Origin of the sequence: Psychrobacillus sp. FSL K6-2836, from assembly GCF_038003085.1 — a bacterium.
Lineage (GTDB): Bacteria > Bacillota > Bacilli > Bacillales_A > Planococcaceae > Psychrobacillus.
In genome coordinates, this window is sequence record NZ_JBBOOM010000003.1 from 19,972 (window position 1) to 45,737 (window position 25,766).

A 25,766-nucleotide genomic window follows, 5' to 3' on the forward strand; every position below is an offset into this window, starting at 1 on the left:
TAGAAAAGAATCATTCTGCTAAACAAATAAAAATATGTGCAATGTAAGTAATATAAATCCAATGGAGGTATCTGAAAATGACTTATACACCAGAAATTATTGAACAATATAAAAATATCTCAACAGCATCTATTGCTGATGCGGTTGACCAAATTGTAGGAAAGAGCGGGTTTATGGATTTTGAGGTAAAACCCCGAATTAATGATCGTCGGATTGTTGGTCCAGCTGTAACGGTTAAGGAAGTATTAACTAAAGAAAAAGTGCCTCCTATTCATGCACTTGAAGCAGTAGATGAATCAGAAGCTGGAAGCATTATCGTTATAGGTGTTGAAGGCAGCCCTAAGGATGTTGCTGTATGGGGAGGATTAATGGCAGCAGGCGCAATTGCTAATAAACTTGAAGGTGCAATTTTGGATGCAGGGGTAAGGGATATTACAGAAATTAAAAGAGATTTCGATTTTCCTGTTTTCTCGAGAAGTGTTTCTCCGGCAACTACTGTAGGACGTTATAAGACTGAGGCGTTAAATGTTCCTGTAGTGTGCGGTGGCATTACTGTTAATCCCGGGGATTTAATTATAGCTGATCCTGATGGTGTGGTAGTTGTTCCAGCTAGCTCAATTGTGGAAGTTCTAGAATTTTCACAAGATATCGAAGCACGTGAAGCAGAACAAGCAAAATTGATTTTAAGTGAAAAGTCATTGCGAAAAGGGATTGAAAAATTTAATCGTATATAAAAGGAGTTATAGCAATGGACATATTAGCAATTGGTGAACCTTTGATGGAATTGAGTGAGTCAACAGAAGGACAGTATGTTTCTGGTTTTGGAGGCGACACTTCTAATTTTATAATTGCTGCAAGTAGGCAAGGTGCTTCGACGGCTTATCAAACTGCAGTAGGGTCAGATACGTTCGGTTCCAAATTCCTAAAACTATGGAGACAGGAAAATGTGAATACAGATTTGGTAAGAATAGATCCAGAGCATCACACTGGATTGTATTTTATCAGCTATGGAGAACAGGGACATGAATTCACTTATCATCGCGAAGGTTCTGCGGCAAGTTATATGTCAGGAGAATTCATTAATGAAAAAGTCCTCAATGACTTTCGCTATATACATGTATCCGGAATTTCACAAGCTATTAGTAATTCAGCCTGTGATGCGATTTACAAAGCAATTTTAATCGCTCAGAAAAACGGGACAGTAGTAACTTATGACCCAAACTTACGCCTTAAGTTGTGGCCTTTAGAACGTGCTAAAGCTATTATCCATAACACCCTCCAGCATGTTGACATTTTTTTACCCAGTTTAGATGACGTCACTCATTTAACTGGATTAGATAATCCAGAAAAAATTGTCGATTATTACTTAGATATGGGATTGAAAATGGTAGTTTTAAAATTAGGCAGAGAAGGTTGTATTGTTGCAACACCTGAGAAGAAGACTCATATCCCTGGATTTATAGTAGATTCTCTCGATGCAACAGGAGCCGGTGATACATTTGATGGAGCATTTGTGGCTCAACTATCTAAAGGAAAATCACCTAAAACTGCAGCACAGTATGCAAATGCCGCAGCTGCTTTATCAACTCAAGGGATTGGGGCAGTGACCCCTATTCCTTCAATTAAACAGGTCGAACAGTTTTTATTAGAACAAAGTATTAAATTTTAAATATTATTTTCTGAAAATAATAAATAATGAGACTTCAATTAAATACTACTAATATACGAGGGGGAAGTAGAATGAATTTTAAAAAAGGATTTATATCCGTTTTGGCGTTACTGTTAGTTCTATTAATGACTGGATGTAGCGATGCAACAAATAAAGCTAATGGAAGCAGTGGGGATAGTTCAGGTGAAAAATTCACAATAAAATTAGCATCCTATTACGCATCAAATCACCCTCAAACCGAAGCTGCTAAGAAATTTAAAGAACTTGTTGAAGACAAGACACAAAACAATGTAACCGTGGAGATTTATCCAGACAGTCAATTAGGATCAGAAGACAGCTATATTCCGTCAGTTAAGAATGGCACAGTTGAAATGGGAATTGCAGGAACAATGATTGGTAATGAGGGGTCCCCTTTAATTTCTGTTATTGAAATGCCTTTCTTATTTGAGGGGTGGGATCATGTAAAAGATGTACTTAGTGGAGAAATAGGTAAGGAATTGGCTGACCCTCTTCTTGAAAAATCTGGGATCAAAGGTCTCGCATGGTCAGTAAATGGATTCCGTGAAGTATCATCTAACAAACCAATCGAAAAAATGGAAGATTTCAAAGGCTTGAAATTACGTGTCCCGAACGTACCTAATTATGTTGAAATGGCAAAAGGTCTTGGTGCAAGCCCTGTTACAATGTCATTAACTGAATTATTCACTGCCTTAGAGCAAGGTACAGTTGATGGACAAGATAATCCATTCCCTACAAATTTAGCATCAAGTTTTTATGAAGTACAAAAATATATGTTAGAGACTCGTCATGTTTTCAGTCCAGCTCTTTGGGTTATTAACGATGCTTTCTATCAAAGTTTACCTGAAGATTATCAAACTATTGTAGCGGAATCTGCAAATGAAGCTTCAGAATATAACTGGGAGATTTCTAAAGAATATGATGAGTCGGCTAAAGAACAACTAATAGAACATGGTGTCACAATTAAAGTACCTGACGAACAGTTTAAACAGGAACTACGTGATTCTCAAAAAGATGTAGAACAATGGTTCTACAAAGAATACCCTGGTTCTGAAGAACTTGTAGAGAAAATTAGAAATACTAAATAAACTGTACGTAGTCAAGGCAATATTTCGTATAACTTCAGTTATACGAAATATTGGTTACGGAGGAGATTTTATTGAAAACTACGAAGCTTTTCTATGTTTTAGAACTACTATTGAAAATAGCTATTATTATTTCATTACTTGGCATGGTTCTTCTCGTCTTCCTTAATGCAACGATGCGCTATTTCTTTGGAGGCGGGATTGCAGAAAGTGAAGAATTGGCTAGATATTTATTCATTTGGACTGTATTTCTTGGCTCTATAATAGCTTTCAAGAACAATATGCACATGGGTGTTACATTAGTAGTAGATAAACTATCGGGTCTATCAAAAAAGATTTTTGTAACAATTGCTCACCTTTTATCTTTTTTTGCAGTCTATATTGTCTTCCAAGGGGGACTGATTTTTACTCAAACAGTTGGTGGAACTGAGAGCCCTTCGACAGGTTTACCTCTCAGTGTATACACTGTATCAATTATATTTACCTCTGTTTGTATTGGGTTAATTATTATATACCGAATAATTACTCTATGGACCACAAAAGAACAGGGGGAAAATTAAATATGGAGTTATTAGTATTTATAGTTTCACTCTTTGTACTGTTGACTTTTGGAATTCCAATAGCATTAGTGCTAGTGCTATCCGCTACTGCATTAATGTTTTTTATGGACCAATGGAATCCGGTTATTATCAGCCAATCAATGGTACAAGGTGCCAATAGTTTCACACTGATGGCTGTTCCATTTTTTATGCTTGCCGGTGAAATAATGGCAAAAGGTGGACTTTCACGCTTACTTGTCCAATTTGCAAGTATTCTAGTAGGGCGTATAAATGGAGGAATTGGATATACCGCTGTTTTAGCAAGTATTTTATTTGCAGGATTATCTGGTAGTGCGGTAGCGGATGCTGCAGCCCTAGGTGCTATTCTTATCCCCATAATGAAAAGTCGCGGTTATGACATTGGTCGTTCTACAGGATTAGTTACTGCAAGTTCATTAATTGCTGTAATTATTCCCCCTAGTATTCCGCTGATTTTATTAGGATCAATGGTAGGAATTTCTATAAGCCGTCTTTTTATGGCTGGGATTGTTCCAGGTCTATTAATTGGTCTTGCATTAATGGTTACTTGGTTTTTGGTAGCTAAAAAAGATGGATATGAAGATAAAGAGATATTCACCGCTAAAGAAGCTTGGCAAATCACCAAAAAATCTCTACCTGCCTTGTTTATGCCTATATTGATTATAGGTGGAATCCGATTTGGTATCTTTACTCCAACTGAAGCAGGGGTTTTTGCCACAGTTTATGCATTTCTAGTATCTATTTTTATCTATAAAGAGCTAAAAATGAAAGATATGGGTGAAATATTTGTTAAAGCAGCGCAAAGTACAGCTGTAGTAATGCTTGTAGTGGCAGCAGCTTCTGCCGTTGCCTGGCTAATAACAATTGCTCAACTACCTGTCCAAGTTGCATCGTTACTCGGTGGTTTTATGGATTCACCAATGCTTTTGCTAATGGTGATTATCATATTCCTTTTCCTAGTTGGAATGGTTATGGATATGACTCCGGCTATTCTTATTTTTGCACCAATACTTTTTCCAGTTATTATACAGGCAGGAATTGATCCTTATTTCTTTGGCATCATTATGGTGTTCAACTTGGCAATCGGTCTGATTACACCTCCAGTAGGTACGTTGCTCTATTTAGGAAGTAGCATTGGAAATATCAGCTTTGGACAAATGTTAAAAGGAATTATGCCCTTCTTGATTGCCGAAATATTAATGATGCTTTTATATGCTTTTGTTCCAGAATTAATCACCACACCTATGAAATGGTTTACAGAATAACTTAAAGGACAGGTGACCCATCTATGCCCATTTTGACAGACACTGCACTCAAAATGATCCTTCCGAAAATGTATAAAGTCCAACAGGAATTCGAAGCGGAAGAGATTACTAATATCAAACAAGCTGTTGATACTGAAATAAATAGAGCAGAAATAAAAAAAATCGTAAAAACTGGTCAGAGAATTGCTTTGGCAGTAGGTAGCCGTGGAATTTATAATCTCGATGCCATAGTAAAACAAACTATAATATCATTAAAAGAATTGGGGGCAGACCCGTTCATCATTCCGGCGATGGGAAGTCATGGAGGAGCTACTTCCGAAGGCCAAAAGCAGGTTCTTGAAGACTACGGTATAACTGAAGAAGCAATGGGCGTATCTATAATTTCTTCCATGGAAGTTGAACAAATTGGTGAGACAGAAAGTGGAATTCCAGTTTTTTTAGATAAAAATGCTCTTCAAGCAGATTTAATAGTTCCAATCGGACGCATTAAACCCCATACGGATTTTAAAGGTCCCATTGAAAGCGGGATTTGTAAGATGCTAGCCATCGGGCTTGGCAAACATGAAGGATGCTCAAGAATACATCAAGAAGGTTTTGATACTTTTCATAAGGTAATTCCTGAAATCGCACAAGTGATCATTAATCGTGCACCTATTGGTTTTGGTATAGCTATTGTAGAAAATGCATTTGATCGAACCGCAAAAATAAAATGTATGATAGCTTCCAATATTCTAAAAGAGGAACCTCTCTTATTAGAATTTGCAAAGGCTTCGATGCCTAAGCTACTCTTTGATGAAATTGATGTTTTGATTGTAGAAGAAATTGGAAAAGATATCAGTGGAGCCGGCATGGATCCCAATATAACCGGGAGAACAACTAAAGGGATAATTGAAGGGTTTACCGGTCCTACAATTCAGCGAATTGTGGTCTTAGATTTGACAGAACATACACACGGAAACGCTGCAGGAATTGGTGCAGCAGAATTTATTACCAAAAGTGTTATGGATAAAATTGATTTAGTGTCGACTTACACTAACTGTGTTGCATCTTCTAACCCTGAGGGTGCAAGACTCCCCATAGTAATGGATACCGAAAGAGAAGCATTAATTGCGGCTATCAAGTGTTGTAATCGTATTGACATAGAAAATCCTAAAATAGTAAGGATTAAAAACACTTTAGATCTATCCGAAATCTATGTTTCTGAAGCTTTGGTGGAAAATGTAAAACATTCGACTAGATTAAAAATAATATAAGAAAGAATTTGAAAAGGGAAGCGTGAAAAAATATGAATCAGTCAAAAATAAAAAACAATAAGCTATGAAAAATCAATCAGAAATAAATTGAGTAATATTAACCTTTTCCCATGATGTCGATATCACATTAGTCTCGATTCGGACACAACAGTAAATCCCACAGATAATGTCTGGGGGGTGTTGTGTTGTCTTAGCTGTTCCTTAAAAAAGAGTTTGAAAGAGCTTGTTAAATTGGGCGAAGAAATGAATACCCCAGTCCTTAAAAAGAAATAATGCACATTGGAAACAAAGAAGTATACCGAAAAAACAAACTTCCTAATAAGAGGAGATTTTGAAATATGGAAATGTCCATTAAACCATATTTAAATATAATAGAACAACTGCGTTCATCTATTTCTAAAAACGAACCATTAATAGTCGCAATTGATGGAAGAAGCGCAAGTGGAAAAACAACTTGCGCTGATGTAATTGTAAACGAATTAGATGGTTTTGTTATTCATATGGATGATTTCTTTCTTCCAATGAAGGAACGTTTAAGTAATTGGCAAAAGCAAATTGCGGGGAATATACATATTTCAAAAATAACCCAAGATATACTTAAACCTATTACAATGGGGAAAACATTTACTTTTAAACCTTATAATTGCCAAATGAGCAAGTATGATGCAACTATAGTAATTCCAAAAAAATCTTTATATATTATCGAAGGATCATATAGTATGCATCCGGATCTTCAAATATTTTATCATCATTCCATTTTTCTAACAATTTCACCAGAAACGCAAGAACAGAGAATTATCCGAAGAAATGGTAAAAAAGATTTTGAAAATTTTCAAAAAAAGTGGATACCTATGGAAGAATTATATATAAAAAAGCTCGCCATCCACAATCATTGTGACTTTATTTTGGATACAACAAATTTATTTTAGGAAGAGAGATTACATATGAAACATAATTCCACAAAAAAACTAGTTTACATGTCATTATGTATTGCAATCGGATTGGTACTACCACAAGCATTTCATATGTTACCTATAGCTAATAGTGGATCCGTTTTATTACCCATGCATATTCCTGTTATTATTTGCGGTGTCTTGTGTGGCTATAAATATGGCGCATTTACTGGATTTTTGTTACCATTTCTTTCTTCAATCTTAACAGGTATGCCTCCACTATTTCCGATTGGGTTATCTATGATGTTCGAATTAGCAACTTATGGCTTCCTTGCTGGTCTAGGGTATGAAATAACAAAAAGGAGAATTATTCCAACACTGCTGATTGCAATGTTTGGAGGTCGCATCGTATTAGGAATTGCCAATACAATTTTCTTTGGTATGGCCGATATGCCATATAGTTTTAATTTGTTTATCACAGCTGCCTTTATCACAGCAATACCCGGAATTATTTTGCAATTTATTATTATTCCATCCATTCTATATGCACTGGAAAAAGTGAGCCTAACACTTCCAACCGTAAGTAAAATTGAATGAACCCTATATTAAATTTCAATATTTAAGTTAGACTATCTTCCATTGCTCTTATGGTATAGATTATGTCAAATGTTCTAATTCAACTTAACTGCTACGTTCTATAGAAGGAATTTTTTTCACCCTTTGTAGCATTTTCTAGTATAAAAGAGGTTGTTCCAAAAGTTGAGAGATAAAAGATAATCAACTTTTGGAACCTTCTCTTTTTGTCATTAATGAACTATATAGGGTGATTTTTTATAGTCCTATCCCACTAGCCGCATTATCCTCAAAAATAGTTCCATGCTTGATATACCGTTGGAGGGAACTCGATTGCTTATGTCTAGTCTGACGCATAATCTGATGTTCACTTTTTCCAGCTTTTGCTGCAGTCGAACAAAAACCACTACGCAAACTATGTGCCCCATAAGATGCCGCTGGAAGTCCTGCCTCCTGGCAATTCTTTTTTACAATCAATCGAACCGATTGTGCCGTCATACGCTCGTATAGATTTCCATGTCGGTCCATCCGCCGAAAGACTGGTCCACTAGTGATTCCCGATTCCTCCAACCACGCTTGCATAGAACGTACCGGACATGTCAAACGATTGCTACCGTAAGGAAGCGCAATGACTTGTCCCGCCCCTTGTTGGTCCGTCTTACTGTGCTCAATCGTGAGCACTAATCCATCACTAGTGAACCTCATGTGCTCCACATCTACCCCCACCAGTTCACTTCGACGTAGAGCACCTGCCCATCCACTCACTAATAGGGCACGATTCCGGATCCCAATTAATGTGTTTGGTAAAATTCCAACCACCTGTCGCAAGTCTGCTAACCATAATGCCTCTTTTCCCACTTCTTTAATCCCGATGGAACGTTGAATCCCTTGCCACACCCCCTGTACGAGAGCATTTTTTGTAGGGCTCTCCAAGTTCGCAGACAAATGACGTTGCGAGATGGCCGTCATTTTCCGTTTAATGGTGGAGGCTTTATATGCTGAACTAAGAAAAGTAAGGTAATAAGCGATGGTTTCCGGGGTTGCTGGTAGTTCGACTAAGTTATGTGTCGCACACCAATCCGTAAAGAGTTGCCAATCAGACGTATATGCCTTTTTCGTATTTTTTGCTTTGGAGTTCGATAGATGGACTTCTGCTTGTTGATGTAGTTGTTGGACATCAGCTGGTAATTCCGTTGATGATTGAATGATAATCGATTTATTTTCCATTAATTTATCCTCCTTTAATATTTTATTCCCTAAAAAGGAAATTGGAGTTTCTTCTATTTAAATAGCGTATTTTTATCTGTTCTGCTTTTGTTCTATTTTACCATAAACTATTTCACTTAATATACCCGTTCTAAGTATCGATAAGGACGTTTATCGATACTTAGAATATACTTAAGAAAAATAAGTGAGAATAAAATGGACATTTAATTTTAAATGAGATTCATATTAACATATACCACAATTTTATTTCATTTTTACAATCCTCCTCCTAAAATGGATTCTAGGATATATAAAAGACTAGATGCAGCAGAAGGGTAATCGTGTTCAACGGAAACTTTCTATAATATAGCCCACAATATCATTCCCATCTCAAGTATTCATCATATTTGTACTTAATGAAGGAAATTGGTACCAAGAAAACTACTTTTTATAAACTAGTCAAAGAGTATGAAAAACAACTAAGGACTTAAAGTCATAGAAAAGACCCCTTTTCTTTAAAAGGAGTCTTTTCTATGTCAAATAATTTACTTTATATGAAGATAATCAAATGTTTGATCATTAAACCCTAATCGAGCTGGCTTAATATGTTGATTGTGTTCAATCTCTTTAAATAACTCACTAATCTTATCGTTCCAATAAAGTTGCATTTCTGTAGGCATTAGCATAAAAATACGCTTCATGATTAATAAGTAGGTTATTATTCTTTTATCATAATTAAATTTCTCTAAATCCTTCATGAAACTTTCATCTTTTATGTGCTTCTGAGGTAATATATCAAAATTACTTCCATATATTTTTCCAGTGTGAGAAACTACATTTCTCAAATATCTTAATGCATTAATCCAACTAGCTAACATATCACCAGGAATCATATTATTTACCTTATCAACAACTAAACCTTGTGCTACTCTTCTTTTATACTTAGGGATTAAATAATTAAAAAAGGTAGATACTTGTCCAAAAGTAAGTAAATCAAATAGTAGCCAAGCTGGAGTAGCTCCATAAGCTTCTTGGTGATGCTTAATTGCTATATTTCGTGTTTTACTTTCTTGAATAGTATTATTGAAAGATTCCAACAACTTATGAACACCAATAATCCTTTTTTTATTTCTAGATCTTTTACCTGTTTCTTCAAAGTATATCTCATCATCTATGTAAAATTGAGCTGATTGGTAATGTTTTGAATCATATGTTTGCGCAAGAATGTCGACAATTGCAGTCCGAAGAAATACTTCAATATGTGATAATAAATCGTGTAGCCAACTTCTTATATATTGATTGAATATGTATATTTCTTTAACTGCCTTATATGGTTTAACCTCTTTTTTACCGAATTCAGTTTGAGCATAATACTTAAATGTGTAATAATTAACACATTTCAAGAAAGCTGCACAGTTTACTTTTTCTTGATCATTAAAAAACATTTGATTTGATTCCAATTTATCAACCATTTCCTTCATAGTATACGGTTTTTTCATTGGATTTTTTGCAACTGCTATTTTGTTGAACGTAAAATGAAGATATTCATAGTCTGTAATATCTATGACTTCTTCAGTATAAAAATTATTTTTAATTTTTTCTAACTTCACTTCATAAAATTTAGACATACGATGCCCTTCTTGTTTTTAGACATAAAAAAGGCCAACCCTGTTTCGCATTAAAAAGAGGCGCTGGTTGACTACTGATATCTTTATTATATGCAGTAACCATTAGGATGTCAACTAATTTGTTATTAAAAAATTAAAAAATAAACATGGCAGTCAACTTTAATTATTCATCCTAGCAGTACGGTAAGGACGAAATGTACGTTTGACAACCTATTACCTACAAGTGCCTTACTGATCTCAACTGATTGCTAAATATTTATTAAAACTCTCGCCCAGTTAAGACATTCTTTAAATTTATTTAAACCAATTTGAGCTGGTCTCCTTATTTTTACTGTTTTTTTGACTTCATTTTATTGTACAGAAAAATGTGAGTTTACATATATTTTACTCCAAATCTTTTTTTCAAAATGTCTCTCAAACAACTACTTACTTTTTAATGTCTTCAGTAAGATAGTCCTTTTCTAACATTTCTATAAAATCATTTTTTAGACATCTAAAAATCTCAGTAATTGGAGAACGAAGTTGAACTTACAGTAATGTGTTTAAAAAAAATTGAACTTGGTATGTAAAAATCTAAACCATCTTTTTAAAATAGTTAAACTATTATTTTTAAGTACCACTAATTGGTTATCATTCTCGAAGTATTTTTTTTGGTATTCTTTCATAACCTTCTCTATTACATCTGTATTAATCTTGGTTTGGTAAAATTCACTTTCGGCTAACAAAATCTCGAAAGATAAAATATTCAAGTAGTTTTTAAGTGAGTAAATTCTATATTGCTCTTGTGAAAAAAAAGAAAATTCCTTAACGAAATATTTAACATTAAATCCAATAATATTAAATAACACAATAAGAAAAAGAACTACTATTACAATAGCCATACCAGTATTAAGATCATTAATAGATTTAAATAGCCTGGTGTTTGCAGCGGACCACACTGGAATGAAAAAAGCTAGTATTATGCCCGTATTAATCAATGGAGTATAATTTTTTGCTTGATTTTCAGCTTTTTCTATTAAAATCGCTTTCAATTCGTCAATTTTTTCTTTATTATTAATCCCATTACGTAACAAAAATGCTTTTAGTAAAGAAAAATAAAACAGTTCCCACTCTCGAGTAGAGAAGGCTGGAATAAATAGTTTATTTATTGAAAATCCATAAACTGACTTAATTATTTTCTTCGTCGGTTGAATAACCAGAAAAAATATATTAAAGAAGAAAAAGCAAAATATTAATGTTAATAGAAACGCAAAAATTTTCAAATTAAAATCATTATGATTGACTATAACGTAACAAATTAAACTAGCTATAAATACAAAATTTATAATAAAAAATGCTATTATAGATTTTTTTATGTATTTAAAGACCAAATTCCAACTACTCAGACCATACTTAAAAAAGTGGAGTACATCTTCAATAATCATTCTTTTTCACCCTACCTATAGATAATTATATTTCCGTATAAACTTTTCAGTAATTTGTCCTAAGCAGCTTTTTATTGTCTGCTTAGGACAAATAACAATGCAATGTACCTAATATTTATATCTAATTGTAAAAATCGGATCATACTGCATCGAATATTGAATGATATGACGTCCGACCCCTGCAATTTTATTGTTATATTCTAATACTGGTGCAGGAATACCTTCAGGGCTAATAGCTTGTGGTTCACCATACAGAGTAGCCCCTCTCGGAAGAATAATAATTACTGACATGTTAAACTGGCCTTGTGTAACACTAAAATTACTTTGTGGAGCAATAAAAGAGAATTCGAAAATCTCTCCTTCGTGAGTAGCTGTCGGCATAATTTCTTTTTGCATAAAAAACTTCAGTTCTTGACTTCCTGCAACTAAATCAATTGTACTTAACGTAACTTGATTTGCTTCTTCTTTAATCTGATCCCACTGTTGTTTTAAAGCTGTAATTTGTTCCTCAAGTTTCTGACGTTGTTCTTCTGTCATGGCATCGAATTGTTCTAAATCTATAGGAGATTCAAACTCTTGTCTATTATCTACTTCACCTATCGTTCTTAAATAGGCTCTTTGTGGATCTCCTGTAACAGTGGGTAGCACTAGAGTTACTGTTTCAGCTTCTGGACTAGTCAATTTAATTACAGTATCAATATTAAGTGTGTCTCCTACATTCCCTCCTTGAATTCGTGAAGTATCACTTACCGTTACAACCGTATCTTGTTGTTGAATCGCTCTTGTAAATTCCGCCATTTTTCATCTTCCTTCTTCCATATTCATATTTTGTAGTGAAAAAATAACTAATAAGTCATTTAATCCTCTCTTCGAACTCCTTTAAAGGAACCCCCAGATGTTTTTTGATCCATAATTCTGCCTGTTTCAGTGTTACGCTTCACCCAATTCCCATTAGAATTTTTAAATTGACTACGATTATCTATAGTCCCTTTTCTGTATCCCCTACCTGTATTTTTTGCCATTCACTTCACCTCCAAATCTAAACTAGAATTTTCTATAATGTTTCCTGCATATATTTACCCCCAAAAAATAGATAACGGAGGTTCTCTACTACAACTAATTCTGTTCATAATTCTTCTCCTTAACGGATTTCAATTTTAGAATTGAAATCGAATAATTTAAAAAATCATTCCGTTTTCAATTTATAAATTGAATTCGGTGATTTAAAAAGGAGGTTTCCCCCCCTTAAAACAAACTGTTATAAATATATTGCCGTCCACCTTCTTGAAGTTGCTCTTCTTGCCGACTTATCAATCGATATTCATATAATTTAGTAAGGTGTGTAGAAATAAGAGTGTGTTTTTTATTTAAATTTTTTGCTAAATCACTAGCTGATACTTGTTTATGTAAGTATATAAAATCCAGCAACTCTAAAAGTGCTTCACCAGCCTTGTTACCGATTACCTCATATGATTCCTCATTTTGAGCAATAATTGAAACTTTCTCTTTGTTACAAGTGATTTGGATATTATATAAATGATCGTATTCCACGCTTAGATTCTTGAGTATCAAAAACTTTTCGTGTGACTTAAAATTTTCATATAGCCATTCTAACGGTTTAATAATAACCTCATGGATACCAGAACCATTTACTTCTCTTACTTCATTTAAATCATAATAGAATATTGTTCCTTGAGGAGCTTCTTTCATTAATTCAATTATTTTTTCTTTTAGTGGTACAGTAGGTCTTCTACCTACAAGATCAATAAAATTATCTTCTTGTGTCAATAAACTGATAAGACGCATAGCATCCACCATTCACTTTATTTTTTTGATTTCAATTTAGAAATTGAAATCTATCTTTATATTAAGGCATTAATTAAATGCGGTCAAGCTTTTATTAATGCATATTAATAATAATATAATAATAGGTACCAAAATAATATTCTCCTGATTCTAATGTCTCTACCTTATCAGGAAATACTTGATACGCGCTGTTATGAGTCCTAACGTAGAATTGAGATATCAGAGACCAGTCAAAGGTTCTTTGCTTAACTTCCATAAGACCTCTTCCTCTATCCTCATCTTCAACGCCGCTAGCTTTTGTAAGTATTGCTTTAGACACAACATCATGTGAGGAATTATGTGGTACGAGATCTTTAAGAGTTTTAACTATCCCTTTTCCAAAATCACATATAGCGATTTCAACCTTCTTTTTTTGAGGATAATATTGAACACAAGGAAAGCAAGGAGTTCCACCATGTTCAATTGAGTTATTTGCCAACTCTCCTATAATACTTGCAATATCCGATACTCTATTAGGTGCCAGCCTTCCTTTCATGATATCACGTATCGATTTTTGCAAAGGGCCTACTTCTCTGTAATTTTTTACTCTCTGAAGCTCAAATAGAGCTTTTGTTTGAACGTTCCGGTGCCTATTATAATATTTATCCATATCGCAATGAGTCTCGAAAGCTGTTTTAACTTCGATTGGACATATCTCGAAAAAATCCATTCTTTCGAGATAACCAATTACTTTATCCGCAGACTCATTATCAGGTATAGATATTCTAATATCGTATCGAGAATATAATTTGTAAAAAGTTGCAGCTAAAGCTGCACACCCAACCGGAGAAACCCATTTTAAACTACTTAGATCTATCTTTATTCTTTCATTATGTTCTGTACTTCGATAAATAGTAGCACAACGATTTAGCCACTCATGAACATCTTCAATACTTTTTAAATTACTAGGGGATATTAGTTGCACTTATTTTCATTCCACCTTTAGTTTTATTGCCAGTATGATAACATTATAAATCGATCGGGATATAATACCCAGTAAAAATTTTGATAGATGATAAATAAGTCTAGAATTCCCTATATATAAAGGTGTATAAATCGATTATATTGTATTTCCATTTGAAAAAGTAGTAATTTACGGCTCTTAGTCCGCCTTCCTACATATTTGTATTGTATCCAGCTTTTTACTTCGCCTCGTTTGGTATAACAACCAGCCCGTAAACGCTTTAATAATTATCTCTTCAAACGAGGCATGTTTGTTGTTTGTGAGGAAGGAGTAGGCAGGTATAAATATTATTATTATAATTAACCATTTACTCTAGTTTTAGATTACTAATCATAAAAGATATTTGGTCATTTTTTGTGTTAAGTTGTAATACAAGAGGGTGGAATTGATAAATATATTCTTTGAACTTATTGTAGCCATCTCCAATGTTAAATAACGATCCAAATAACTGAATTTTTTCTTCATCTTTTGTAGGAATAGTTAAAGTTATATTTATCGCTTCCCTAGATTCAATTATGTCTAAATATATTTCATTTGCACTATCAATTATATAATAATCAAAAAAACCTGATTTTTTATATCTCTTAAGTTCATTAACAATATTTTCGAAGTAGTCTTTGTTTTCATATGAGAATGAAAGATATGGAAAACAACTCGTTTCATTTTTTTCAGATCCATATAGACCCACTGAAAAATTATTCGATATAACATTTAAATTAATATCCATTGTTACATCGTTAATATTTAATATAGCATGATTTGGATTAATAATATTTAACGATATAAGATTATAATATGACTCTCCAATATCTGTTATTAAAATATTCCCTTGGGATTTCTCTCCTTTTTCAGTAAAGACACTTAAATAATGGCTTAAAAAAATTTCAAAATAAGTTTTAGCGTTTAATCTACTATCTACACATATATAGCTGATCGCAATTCCCAAAAGAGTCTCAAAATTACTCGGATCAATCTTTAAACAACGAATGAAATAAGTGATTGCATTATTGAAATCACCGTAATATCTATAAATTTCTCCTATTCTAGCATAAGCTTGATAACATTAAGGATTAATTTTAAGTGCCTTATTACTATGATTTTTCGCAGCATCCATTCTTCCCTGTACAAAATATAGCTGGCTGATATTTATATGCGCACTAATATAATCTTCGTCTACTATTAAACATTTTTTATAAAAATCCAATGCTAGCTGATTATCGCCCTGTTGGGAATAAATATATGCTAAGTTATAATAACATTCAGGGATATCTTGATTTATTTCAAGTACCTGATAAAAAAATAGCTATCGCCTTATCAAACTGCTTTAATTCAGCTAAATTATTCACTTTAATAATTAACGCTTCAGCGTTATTTGGATTCCCACTTAATATTCTTTCAATATGTTTAATAGACTGATTATAATCACCTATATAATTTAATAAGATAGAGCATTGTAGAGTCAAATTTTCGCTTTCAAATATCTGATTCAAACTATTGAATATTTCATATGCTTGTTTATATTTTTTTTCAGAGGTTAATTCTTCAGCTTCCTTATATTTTTCTTTATACTTATCAAGGGGTAGCGTCAGGAAAATGCGGATTTACAACGTTAAGGAAATCAAAATATAAAAAGTCTAATTTCTCGGTGTTATAAGTGAAAAATTAGGCTTTAGTTACTTCATTAAAGCGCCCGATTGTTGAAGACTAAAGTTTATATTCACCAAGAAAATTGATATGCTCTTATCCTAACAAATTTTATTTAGGACTTACATGTATGCCTTCACTCTCTCGCCAATCTGCGTAGAGTATACGCTTTACATTATCATATCCATTGGTAGTTAATTGGTTATCTAACCACTGTTGATCAAATCCGAGTTCATGTAAATTATCCCATAAAATTTCCCCATCTATAATTAACGATGTTGGGAGGTCTACTGGACTTTCTGGAAGATTGAGATCTTGCTTGTCTGGTTTTTGATACTTGGATTTTAATAATAAACTTAATTGCCCATTAGCTTCCAATATACCGTATTTGACTTCGCGAACTGAAAAGACATTATTTTGACGGAGTATACTCAATACTTGATTTACATCCAATTTGTTCTTTGTAAGTAACTTTCTGTCCATAACACCATCTCGAATGATTATGTTAGGATTGCCTAATAAGAGAGAACGTGTCGATTTATTTTTTAGAGTCATAAACTCTATTCCCAACATAAGAAACGTCCACAATCCGATGGCATATAAAAAATGAAAAATCCCTACCTTATCTTCATAAATGGTATTTCCTAAAAAATCTCCAAGTACTAACACAAAAACTAAGTGAAACGGGGTTAACTGATAGATGGATGTTCTGCCTGTTATGATAATGATAAAAAATAAAGTGGCAAAACCAACGATGACTTTGATCGTCAGTAAACCAATATTAACTTCTTCCAAAGTTTTTTCCTCCAATTTAAATTTTACTTAGTTGTAAGATCTTGAGGTTTAGATAAAGAGGCTAGTTTTAGTATTAAAGCTCGAGTTACAATTCCAACAATGATGTAATATATGAATGAATATCTGTATCTCCACTCTAAATAATTAACAAGTTTGACCCACTCGCAAAAGGGTTCACCTATAAAGGCATATGTTAGTGCCATAATGATCTGGGCTAAAATAAAAGATTTCCATGTTCTAAAATATTGATATAACAACATATAAGCTACAGGTACCATTGAAAAATCAAAAGGAAAGGCCCGAGGAATAATAGGTAGGAATGCAATGGGGTAATCCCAAAAACTATATTGTGCACCAACTACATCTAATAAGGTTGTTGTCAAGATAATTATGGTACCAAATAACAAAATTTCTAAAATAATGTCTCGTTTAACAAGTTTAGCCCATATAACCCAAGGCACAATAAAAAAAACTACTAGAATCCACCATTCCCAAGTTAAAAACTCATTTTTTAGCCAACCATTTAATTCTAAATGATAGAGCTTATCTTCAAATAAACGTATTTCCTTAAGATTTTCAAATATATTATTTATTGATATCACCCCTATATTTAAATTAAAAGGTAACAGATATTTTTGAATTCAAACTCTTTGAGCTGCCTTTTTAGTATTACCGTTTTTTAGTAATGAATTTCCATCGTAATTAAGAAAATTTTTTAAATCTAGATTTAAGATAGAACAATAAAAACAGGATACATCAACTTATAATAATGGAGAAAGCAAGCGAGCACCTTGTTCAACAATGCGTTCGGTCAGGGATCGTTGCAACAAGTCTTCAATTCTTAATGGTACAGAATCAGTAAGATCCCTCTCGAACTGCTCTGTGAGTTCCCTTGCCACATCAGCACTGTACACGACTTGACACACCTCATAATTCAGGCGAAAACTTCTCATATCATAGTTTGCTGCGCCTACTTCTGCAATTTCCTCATCAATGATCATCAGTTTCGCATGTAACATTCCTTTATTGTACTGGTAGATTTGGACCCCAGCTTCTATAAGTTCCCCGTAATAGGTACGACTTGCAAAGCCCACGCTTTTTTGATCAATGTGGCGAGGAACCAGCAATCTTACGTGCACACCACGAGCCACAGCTGTCTTTAATGCCATGATAATATCTGTTTCTGGTACAAAGTAGGGTGTTGTTATATCAATAGTCTTGGTCGCCTGTGTTATACATATAAAGTAAGCTTGACGAATAACTGGGGTAGGAATTCCAGGGTTTCCTTCCAACGTATGGATGTACGCTTTTTGCAATGTCCCTGTCTTTGGGTATATGTCCATCTCTTTACCTTCTATGGTGCTCAACTCTGACCCCAATTCGGCTGACCATCTGGAAAGATCTACTCTTCCGATTGGATTGATTTTCGTTACCTCAGATTTTGTTTTCAGATTTGTTTTCGATTTTATCCGTTCCGGCACAGCAATATTCCAATGAACGTCAAAGACAGTCTGCAAATCGACTGATGCTTCTCCTGTTATTTGTAAATGAGTATCCCGCCAGAAGCCAACGTCAGGATTCAATCCTGTATATTCATATCCTACGTTCATGCCACCAGTAAAAGCTTTCTTTCCGTCGACCGTGACAATCTTACAATGATCCCGATAATTCCAATTGGATAAAATCCAGGGAAAGTGTAAAGGAAATATTGTCCGGCATTCTATCCCTGCTTCCACCATCTGAAGGATTTTTTGACGCGGAAATTTTTTACTCCCCCAACCATCTCTAATAAAACGAACCCGCACTCCGTTTACTGCTTTTTCGATCAGCAGTTCTGTGATGCGATTACCTATTTGGTCATTCCGATAGATGTAATATTCCAGTTCAATGGTTTTTTGGGCTTTTTGTAGGGATTCGATGAGTTGTTCATATTTTGCTATTCCATTGTTTAATACTTGGACTTTGCCGACTCGAAGCCCGCCTACAGTAAAATACCTTAAAGCATCGGCGATTATCGATGCTGAATCACTATATGTATCAGGTAACTTATCAGACTCATTATGAGAAGAGGTCAATCTTTTACGATGAATAAGCTTGGGATTTGATATGCTAAGATATAGTAAGAAACCAATGAAAGGCAAAACAAGGACGATTACTATCCAATTCAAAGCTTTGGCTGGCCGACGAACTTCCCAAATTGCTATGAATAAGATAAAGAACGTATTTAACAGGTATAGAAAAAAAATCCACTCCAACTAAAATTCCTCCTTAGTTTTTCCCTTAGCATGTACAAACTATGTAGCAAGTATACGTTTGGAATACGAGGAATTGTTTAGATTGACCTTTTCTCATGAGACACCTCATTTCATTGGTACTGTGCCACCACTTTCACTGATATAAAGGCAAGTTATACAGTAACTATTATCGTTATTGCTTTCCCTGCCAACGTTTCTTAGGGAGTAAGCCCTCCGCGTTATCAGCTTACAACGTTGAATTATATCTATTATAGAATGAACTTAGATGCTTCCTGTAAGCCTGTTAGCATTCATACGCCTGTAACGTATCATGGATTTTCATATTAGTTAGTCTTACTCATCCACATCTAACCTCACGATTTGGTGATATACACATTTCTATGTATCGCAGTTCTAGACCCGTACATTCAGAAGTTCGTCAGCTTAACCTTTTCTTTTAGGTTTATTCGCATTCTCACCATATTCATTCAACTCAAGCATCATGAACTACACCACTCCATCGAGTAGGCTTTCGTCAGCCGAACTGGTACGGTAATTTCTCACGCCTTTTCACCGAGCTTATAACACAGTCATTCTTACTAAATCCAGTGCTACTCGACTAAGAGAGAACCCTTCCGTAGGAACATTTCGCACAACTAAACTCCCTCTATAAACATTGAGATATCAACGGTTTACATCACTTCGTGATTTAAGAAAAATATTTTTCTTTCGTTTAATAAACAGAGTCTTGAATTTATAGATTTTATTACCAAATCGAGCGTACGCTTCGCTAAAACTAATGGAAATCATTAGCCTTTTTCTCCACTATGTGATGCACAATGGATCTCTGCGAAACTTATGACGACGTACCCTCCCATGTCTCTTAGCGTCAGTGCGCTTACATTCCTTCGTTCGGTCTATTCATAAGGCAGAGGTCAGCTAAGCTGCCCCGGGGACTCATAGTCTTAGTGTTAGTTATAGTGCCGGCTTCTCCGTGTCATCCTTTAATAGGTCGTTGATTGGAAATGCTTACGCTGCCTCTCCGAGACAGTAAAGATCTTTCATCATAGCTTGCTCGTTAAAATAAACTTTCTTTTTACAAATTCCATGTAATACCTTTAGTAATTTACCACAGAGTACTACCATCGATTGCTTGCCCCGTAAGGGATTTTGTTTCCGTGTTGTGTAGTATTCATGTAAGTGTTTAAACGCTTGGTTGTGACGAATAAGTGGAACAATTACTTTGAAAAGAATATATCTAAGTTTCTTTCTTCCTCGTTTGGAGATATGTTTTTGTCCCTTATGTTGTCCAGAAGAGTTTTCACGTAATGTTAATCCCGCTAGTTTGATGAGTTGGCGTGGATTCTCATAAAGTGAAAAGCTTCCTACTTCTGAAAGTAAGTCTACAATCGTCGCATCTCCTAGACCTGGAACAGATGCGAGCAGGTCATATTCATTCGTTGTTTTAGCCATTTCAGCTAATTGATTATTTACTTCTTCAATTTCCGTTTCTAATAAACGATATTGACGTAGGAGTGTGGCAATTTCATGTTTGGCCATCTGTGCTCCTTCAGTCAATCCGATTGAGTTAGTCGCAGCTTCAATCAGTAGTTTGGCTTTCGGTAACTGTGGAGCTTTCATACCCCCTACCTGACGGTAGAGAAAGACAAGTTCTTCCGCTGTTTTCCCTTGAAGTTCCTGAGGCATTGGTGTTTTTTCTAGTGCTACAAGTGCCATCTTTCCGAAAGTAGAAAAGACTTGAGTAAATTCAGGGAAATAGCGATCGAGCCAACGTCTGATTCGATTTTTAATACTAGCTAAATCCTCTGTTAACTTGGAACGTAAGGTAGATCCGATGCGCAGTTCAGCTTCTATCTCCTTTAATAAACGAGGGTAGCTAAAGCGACCGTCTTTCATTAAACGAGCGATGACTAACGCATCTTTTTTATCATTCTTCGTCTGTAAATTATCATCCAGTTCTTTCGAACGTTTGACGTGCATTGGATTTACCATAACGAGTGGAATGCCGTATTGATCTAAAAAATAAGCTAAGTTCATCCAGTAGTGACCTGTAGGTTCGATGCCGACGATGACTTCCGTTTTCTGTGTTTCCAGCATCGTTTGTCGAATCTTTTCATACAAAATTTCGAATCCTTCTTTTGATTGATGTACCGCAAAGGCCTTTTCTATCACGCGTCCTCTTTCATCGACGAAACAGGCGTAATGCACACGCTTCGCAATGTCCATGCCAACGACGAGTGTATTTTCAGTCACTTGATTAATTTTGTTATTCACTTTAGAATGCATTTAGGAGTCCTCCTTGTAGATGATGGGTCAATGGTCGTTGACACTCAGCATCATACTAGAGGGCTCTTTTTTCTGCAAGACCCCGAACATCTTTCAAACAGGAATGCTGCCCCTTTAGTTCAATAAGAAAAAAGGCTTTACTCCTTTTGGAGAATTACTTTTTTAAAAATCCCACAAAAATTTTTTTTAAAAGTGCTGCTTAAATATTAGCGAGGACCCTCATGGGATTCACCATTACTTTCGTTCAAGTGAGGACAAGTGTTTTTCTGTGTTCATCATCATTCACTGAATGCCAAGGGCTATTCTTTCCTAATTGTTCGGTCCTTCCCAGTCGTTCTAGACCAACCGGTATTATGACCTCTGCTGACTTCTGATGGTTCAACTACTTATCACTAAGTAGGTTATGAAGGGTACTTCACGTATCCATCAGACCTCCCCGGGTAAGAGTGTGTACTTTCACTCCATCTATCCGCCTCATTTACTTTGTCTACCCTTCGACAGAAAGGACTTTACGTTGTTATGCACGCTCATCCAGAAAAACATAGCCTACTATGAGGTTCGTGTTCCTCGGACCGGAGTTTTGCCGCCTGCTTCCTTCAGATTCCGCGTCACCACGGACACCCTTGCACTTGGCTAACCACTACTTTTGCCTTCGTGGTTCGGGACTTGCACCCTATAGTTCACACCCATGCCGGGCGCACATAAAAAAAAGTCTCGGAATAAAATCCAAGACTTTTTCCTTTGATTAAGTTATCAACGGCAGGGGCGAGTCCTGCATCTCCATACCCATTCTAAATGGGGGTGTTGGCCGCCAGTTCCAACTACTGTACCTAATCTTTATATTTATATACATTAGAACGATGTGTTATGCACATGGAAATTGATATTTACGAGTTTTCTTAGCGGCATTATCCGCCCTATTATTTTAAACAATTAACTTTTTAAGATGTGGGTAACTTTATCAATAGCTTTTTGTAGTTATTCACTATTTTTTACATATAGCTCCTTAGCATCCTTATTTTATGTTGCTAGCGCAAATAATTCTAAGTCTGCTTGGCATTTTTTCATTGTCGCAAGGATTAATGGCTTTCTTGAGGAGATGGAACTTGTAGTTTATCATCAAAAACATCAACCGTTAATTCCCCATAGGAGTTCACTTGTCCGATAAATACGTTTTCAATTGTGACTCCCAGTTTTTCCAGTTCCGTCTTTAACCATCTTCTACTGTACCCAATGGTTGCAAGTGGCTCATCCAAAATCTTGCCATCCATAATGACAGTCTGAGGCTCCTTGATTGATGCTACCTTTATGTTTAAATCCTTTGCTGTTAAAGGTTGGTTTTCTTTCTTCAACATAACAGATAAATCCCCAGTTGGTTCTAATACCGCAAATTCTACATCAGATAGCTGAAAGACATCCTTCCTTCTAAGCAATTCCAATAATTCGTCCGTCGTATATCTTTCCTTTTTCAAATTATCTTCCATAACTTTTCCATCTTTGATGAATACAGATGCCTTGCCTTCTATAAAATCGCGAATTTTTTTGCTTTTTAAAGAAATAAGACCAACTATAAAAGGTATTAATGCAGTGATCACCATCGCTAATAACCCTATATACATATTTTGTTCCAATCCTGTAATAACTTCTGCAGCTATACTTCCTATAGTAATCCCGGTTACATATTCAAAGAAAGAAAGTTGGGATATTTGTTTTTTACCTAGCGCCTTTGTAATGAAAAAAAGAACAATTACAAACAATATTGATCGAACCGATACATCTATCCATTCAGGCATAATGAAAAAATACCTCCTCTCTTCTTAAAATCCTTTATATTGGAATTCTTCTCTTTCCAATTCTCCAACCCTTTTTTTCACGTCCGTCACTATTTCACTCACTACCATCATCGTTTCATGTAAAATTTGTTTTGATTCGTTATCTTGTGTACGTTCTGCTAAATTAGATAAACTGACTTCTATGCCTTTAAGACCGGCAAGACACTGTTTTACATTCGATGCTACCGTCATCTTGCATCTTCCTCCTTACCCCTTTGGTTTAAATATCAAAGCACCTACCATTAATGGCGGATGAAATTCCAGAACTTGTCACTTCGAACATCCCTGTAAGTACGCCAACTAAACCGTGTTTTTCGGCCTCTTGCATAGCCCCGTGTACAAGTGAATTCCCAAAGCTTGTATTAGGCACAGTAGCTCCTGCCCCAGCAAAATCAATCAGTGGTTCATATAAACCTAACCCATCTAAAATAGCACCAACCACTACAAGGGTACTTAATGTATGTGCCGGAGTAAGTTTGAACACATCAAACATAATTTGACCGATTACACAAATCAAGCCACCAACGACAAAAGCCCAAAAAAAGATCATATCTATTCTTCCCCCCGTATTCAATCGATACCGCATGAGCAATACAAGGAATTGTTTCGTTTTGCTGGAAGGTTAGCGGTGATAGTAGAGCACCTGTAGCTACCACTAACATTCTTTTAAATTCACCTTTTTTCATGCGATTCAATAAATGGCCATAGACCACTGTTGCTGAACACCCAGCCCCACTAGCTCCTGCTAAAACTGGTTGTCCTTCCCGGTAAATCATAAGGCCACAATCTTGGTATTGTTTTTCACTGATGGGAGTTCCATGCTTTTTAAATAAATTAAAGGAAACTTCCTGTCCTATACTGCCTAGATCACCGGTTACAATTAAATCGTAATAAGAAGGATCAATGTTTCGTTCCCTTAGATGCGCTTCGATAGTATCATCCGCAGCAGGTGCCATAGCCCCTCCCATATTAAAAGGATCAGTCAACCCCATATCAATGACACGGCCTATCGTGGCAGAAGTGACACGTGGTCCTTCCCCAGAATTACTTAACAAAGCCGCACCAGCACCTGTCACCGTCCATTGTGCAGTAGGCGGTTTCTGTCCACCGTATTCAGTTGGATAGCGAAACTGTTTTTCAACCGCAGTGTTATGACTGGAGGCCCCTGTCAATAAATATTTAGCTCCATTTGAGTTGATAATAAAGGTACCGAGAGCCAATCCTTCCATAGATGTGGAACATGCACCAAACAAACCAAAATAAGGTGCTCCAATGGTTCGACTTGCAAAACTTGTCGGGGTAATTTGGTTAATCAGGTCACCTGCGAGTAGAAACTGAACCTGTTCTTTTTGGATTCCCCCTTTTTCCATTGCTTTTTGGCATGCTTCTTCAAAAAGAATTTTATGTGCTTTTTCATATGAATCTTGTGCGAGCCATAAATCGGAATGAAGGAGATCAAAATCATCTGCGATAGCTCCATCTGCTTCAAATGGCCCTCCAACTGTTCCGGTAGAAATAATCACAGGTTTTTGTTCGAAGACCCATGTACGATGACCTGCTAACATTACAATCCACCCCACTGTATTAAAATTGTTTTAATCAAGGCAATGACAAATGCTGAAAATACGCCAAATACAATCACGGAACCGGCAAGTTTAAACATATTACCACCCACACCTAACACAAATCCTTCTGTTCGATGTTCAATAGCTGCAGATATAATGGCGTTTCCGAATCCAGTCACCGGAACAGCCGACCCCGCTCCTCCGAATTGTGCAATTCTATCATAAACCCCAAATCCTGTAAGAAGCATAGCGATAAAAATTAAAGTTCCCACCGTTGGATTTGCTGCCGTTTGATCTGTAAAATCAAAATAATAAATATAGAATGTTTGAATTAGCTGTCCAATAAGACAAATAAGTCCACCAATTAAAAACGCCTTTATACAATTTCGAACTACTGGTCTTTTTATCTCTCGTTGCTTTTGAAGATCTTGGTATTCCTGTTGCACTGGTGTTAATTGTTTCTTTTTATTATTCGACATGGGACCAAGCCTCTCTTTCTCTACGATTGTTCTTTCATGAGACTTTTGATTTTTTTAATATCTTTTTCTAACTTCTTCATACTCAAGTTATTCTTTTGGAGTTTTTGTTCCAGTTTGTCAAGTTCAAAATACATTTTTTGATCGGTCGAAACCAAGATTTTGTAATCTGGATACATTTTTTCCAAATCAGTTTTTACGTTCTTTTCAATTTTTTTTAATTGAAAACGATCAAATTGTTTCACTTTTATGGCTACTAATAGCTCTTTATCAGTATTCACAGCCTTCACATCCGAAGTTTCTTCTTCAGTAATGGTGTTTTCTTTTGCTTGATTGGCAACGGATTGACTGATTGGCTTACTTATATTCACCTCTGAAACTTTCAAATCCTCATTGGCATCAGCAAATTGATCCTGATTTCCATTACAACCTGAGCATAATCCGATAACCATTAATATTAAAAGACCAACTTTCAATTTTTTTATTGTGGATATCATGAATTCACCTCTGTG

General features: G+C 35.2%; 25 protein-coding genes and 4 pseudogenes. 8 read left to right on the forward strand and 21 right to left on the reverse strand.

Going from position 1 to position 25,766, the window contains the following annotated elements; translation table 11 throughout:
• Positions 1–77: 77 nt before the first annotated feature.
• The 8 genes from MKY37_RS21500 (at position 78) to MKY37_RS21535 (ending at position 7,358) form a co-directional block, all read left to right on the forward strand.
• Complete coding sequence (locus MKY37_RS21500; RefSeq protein WP_340780245.1) at positions 78–734, forward strand: RraA family protein; 657 nt, start codon at positions 78–80, stop codon at positions 732–734.
• A gap of 14 nt (positions 735–748) precedes the next feature.
• Positions 749–1,669, forward strand: a complete 921-nt coding sequence (locus MKY37_RS21505; protein ID WP_340780246.1) for a sugar kinase — start codon at positions 749–751, stop codon at positions 1,667–1,669.
• A 71-nt stretch (positions 1,670–1,740) separates the two neighbouring features.
• Positions 1,741–2,775 (forward strand): TRAP transporter substrate-binding protein, encoded by a 1,035-nt coding sequence (locus tag MKY37_RS21510; RefSeq protein WP_340780247.1) that lies wholly within the window; start codon positions 1,741–1,743, stop codon positions 2,773–2,775.
• Positions 2,776–2,846: 71 nt separating this feature from the next.
• Entirely contained in the window at positions 2,847–3,332 is a 486-nt protein-coding gene (locus MKY37_RS21515; RefSeq protein ID WP_340780248.1) for a TRAP transporter small permease, read from the forward strand.
• 2 nt (positions 3,333–3,334) lie between these two features.
• Positions 3,335–4,615: a TRAP transporter large permease gene (locus tag MKY37_RS21520; protein ID WP_340780249.1), complete on the forward strand. Its 1,281-nt coding sequence runs from the start codon at positions 3,335–3,337 to the stop codon at positions 4,613–4,615.
• A 23-nt stretch (positions 4,616–4,638) separates the two neighbouring features.
• Complete coding sequence (locus MKY37_RS21525) at positions 4,639–5,868, forward strand: lactate racemase domain-containing protein (RefSeq protein ID WP_340780250.1); 1,230 nt, start codon at positions 4,639–4,641, stop codon at positions 5,866–5,868.
• A 338-nt stretch (positions 5,869–6,206) separates the two neighbouring features.
• Positions 6,207–6,797: a uridine kinase family protein gene (locus MKY37_RS21530; protein WP_340780251.1), complete on the forward strand. Its 591-nt coding sequence runs from the start codon at positions 6,207–6,209 to the stop codon at positions 6,795–6,797.
• Between the two features lie 15 nt (positions 6,798–6,812).
• Complete coding sequence (locus tag MKY37_RS21535; RefSeq protein WP_340780253.1) at positions 6,813–7,358, forward strand: ECF transporter S component; 546 nt, start codon at positions 6,813–6,815, stop codon at positions 7,356–7,358.
• 234 nt (positions 7,359–7,592) lie between these two features.
• On the opposite strand, the gene MKY37_RS21540 is transcribed toward MKY37_RS21535, so the two are convergent.
• The 21 genes and pseudogenes from MKY37_RS21540 to MKY37_RS21630 form a co-directional block, all read right to left on the reverse strand.
• Positions 7,593–8,561, reverse strand: coding sequence for a site-specific integrase (locus MKY37_RS21540; protein ID WP_340780254.1), 969 nt, complete (start codon positions 8,559–8,561; stop codon positions 7,593–7,595).
• A gap of 524 nt (positions 8,562–9,085) precedes the next feature.
• A complete protein-coding gene (locus MKY37_RS21545) occupies positions 9,086–10,168 on the reverse strand; it encodes an Abi family protein (RefSeq protein ID WP_340780255.1) in 1,083 nt (360 codons plus the stop codon).
• Positions 10,169–10,710: 542 nt separating this feature from the next.
• Positions 10,711–11,592 carry a hypothetical protein gene (locus MKY37_RS21550; protein WP_340780256.1) on the reverse strand — a complete coding sequence of 294 codons (882 nt, stop codon included), beginning with the start codon at positions 11,590–11,592 and terminating at the stop codon, positions 10,711–10,713.
• Positions 11,593–11,700: 108 nt separating this feature from the next.
• Positions 11,701–12,390, reverse strand: a complete 690-nt coding sequence (locus MKY37_RS21555) for a hypothetical protein (protein ID WP_340780258.1) — start codon at positions 12,388–12,390, stop codon at positions 11,701–11,703.
• 59 nt (positions 12,391–12,449) lie between these two features.
• The gene (locus tag MKY37_RS21560; RefSeq protein WP_340780259.1) at positions 12,450–12,614 is read right to left on the reverse strand and encodes a hypothetical protein; all 165 of its coding nucleotides are present in this window, start codon (positions 12,612–12,614) and stop codon (positions 12,450–12,452) included.
• A gap of 223 nt (positions 12,615–12,837) precedes the next feature.
• Complete coding sequence (locus MKY37_RS21565) at positions 12,838–13,410, reverse strand: hypothetical protein (protein ID WP_340780261.1); 573 nt, start codon at positions 13,408–13,410, stop codon at positions 12,838–12,840.
• A gap of 82 nt (positions 13,411–13,492) precedes the next feature.
• The gene (locus MKY37_RS21570; RefSeq protein ID WP_340780263.1) at positions 13,493–14,362 is read right to left on the reverse strand and encodes a hypothetical protein; all 870 of its coding nucleotides are present in this window, start codon (positions 14,360–14,362) and stop codon (positions 13,493–13,495) included.
• Positions 14,363–14,708: 346 nt separating this feature from the next.
• The gene (locus MKY37_RS21575; protein WP_340780265.1) at positions 14,709–15,347 is read right to left on the reverse strand and encodes a hypothetical protein; all 639 of its coding nucleotides are present in this window, start codon (positions 15,345–15,347) and stop codon (positions 14,709–14,711) included.
• Positions 15,348–15,371: 24 nt separating this feature from the next.
• Positions 15,372–15,449: pseudogene (locus tag MKY37_RS22445) on the reverse strand (hypothetical protein); the annotation flags it as partial.
• Between the two features lie 15 nt (positions 15,450–15,464).
• A complete protein-coding gene (locus tag MKY37_RS22450; protein WP_445323081.1) occupies positions 15,465–15,680 on the reverse strand; it encodes a tetratricopeptide repeat protein in 216 nt (71 codons plus the stop codon).
• A 1-nt stretch (position 15,681) separates the two neighbouring features.
• Positions 15,682–15,864 (reverse strand): tetratricopeptide repeat protein, encoded by a 183-nt coding sequence (locus MKY37_RS21580; protein ID WP_340780267.1) that lies wholly within the window; start codon positions 15,862–15,864, stop codon positions 15,682–15,684.
• A gap of 292 nt (positions 15,865–16,156) precedes the next feature.
• A complete protein-coding gene (locus tag MKY37_RS21585; protein WP_087974583.1) occupies positions 16,157–16,840 on the reverse strand; it encodes a DUF421 domain-containing protein in 684 nt (227 codons plus the stop codon).
• 23 nt (positions 16,841–16,863) lie between these two features.
• On the reverse strand, positions 16,864–17,442 hold the full coding sequence (locus MKY37_RS21590) for a CBO0543 family protein (RefSeq protein ID WP_340780268.1): 579 nt from the start codon (positions 17,440–17,442) through the stop codon (positions 16,864–16,866).
• A gap of 159 nt (positions 17,443–17,601) precedes the next feature.
• The gene (locus tag MKY37_RS21595) at positions 17,602–19,095 is read right to left on the reverse strand and encodes a phospholipase D-like domain-containing protein (protein ID WP_340780269.1); all 1,494 of its coding nucleotides are present in this window, start codon (positions 19,093–19,095) and stop codon (positions 17,602–17,604) included.
• Positions 19,096–20,103: 1,008 nt separating this feature from the next.
• Positions 20,104–21,381, reverse strand: coding sequence for an IS110 family transposase (locus MKY37_RS21600; protein WP_340780270.1), 1,278 nt, complete (start codon positions 21,379–21,381; stop codon positions 20,104–20,106).
• Between the two features lie 978 nt (positions 21,382–22,359).
• Positions 22,360–23,174, reverse strand: a pseudogene (locus tag MKY37_RS21605) (DUF421 domain-containing protein).
• Positions 23,175–23,198: 24 nt separating this feature from the next.
• Complete coding sequence (locus MKY37_RS21610) at positions 23,199–23,405, reverse strand: DUF1657 domain-containing protein (protein ID WP_340780271.1); 207 nt, start codon at positions 23,403–23,405, stop codon at positions 23,199–23,201.
• A 15-nt stretch (positions 23,406–23,420) separates the two neighbouring features.
• A pseudogene (gene spoVAE, locus MKY37_RS21615) lies at positions 23,421–23,763 on the reverse strand (stage V sporulation protein AE).
• A gap of 10 nt (positions 23,764–23,773) precedes the next feature.
• Positions 23,774–24,778: pseudogene (gene spoVAD / locus MKY37_RS21620) on the reverse strand (stage V sporulation protein AD); the annotation flags it as partial.
• The gene (gene spoVAC, locus MKY37_RS21625; protein WP_340780272.1) at positions 24,778–25,257 is read right to left on the reverse strand and encodes a stage V sporulation protein AC; all 480 of its coding nucleotides are present in this window, start codon (positions 25,255–25,257) and stop codon (positions 24,778–24,780) included. The gene spoVAC and the pseudogene spoVAD, both read right to left, overlap by 1 nt.
• Before the next feature lie 20 nt (positions 25,258–25,277).
• A complete protein-coding gene (locus tag MKY37_RS21630) occupies positions 25,278–25,751 on the reverse strand; it encodes a YhcN/YlaJ family sporulation lipoprotein (RefSeq protein WP_340780274.1) in 474 nt (157 codons plus the stop codon).
• Positions 25,752–25,766 lie beyond the last annotated feature (15 nt).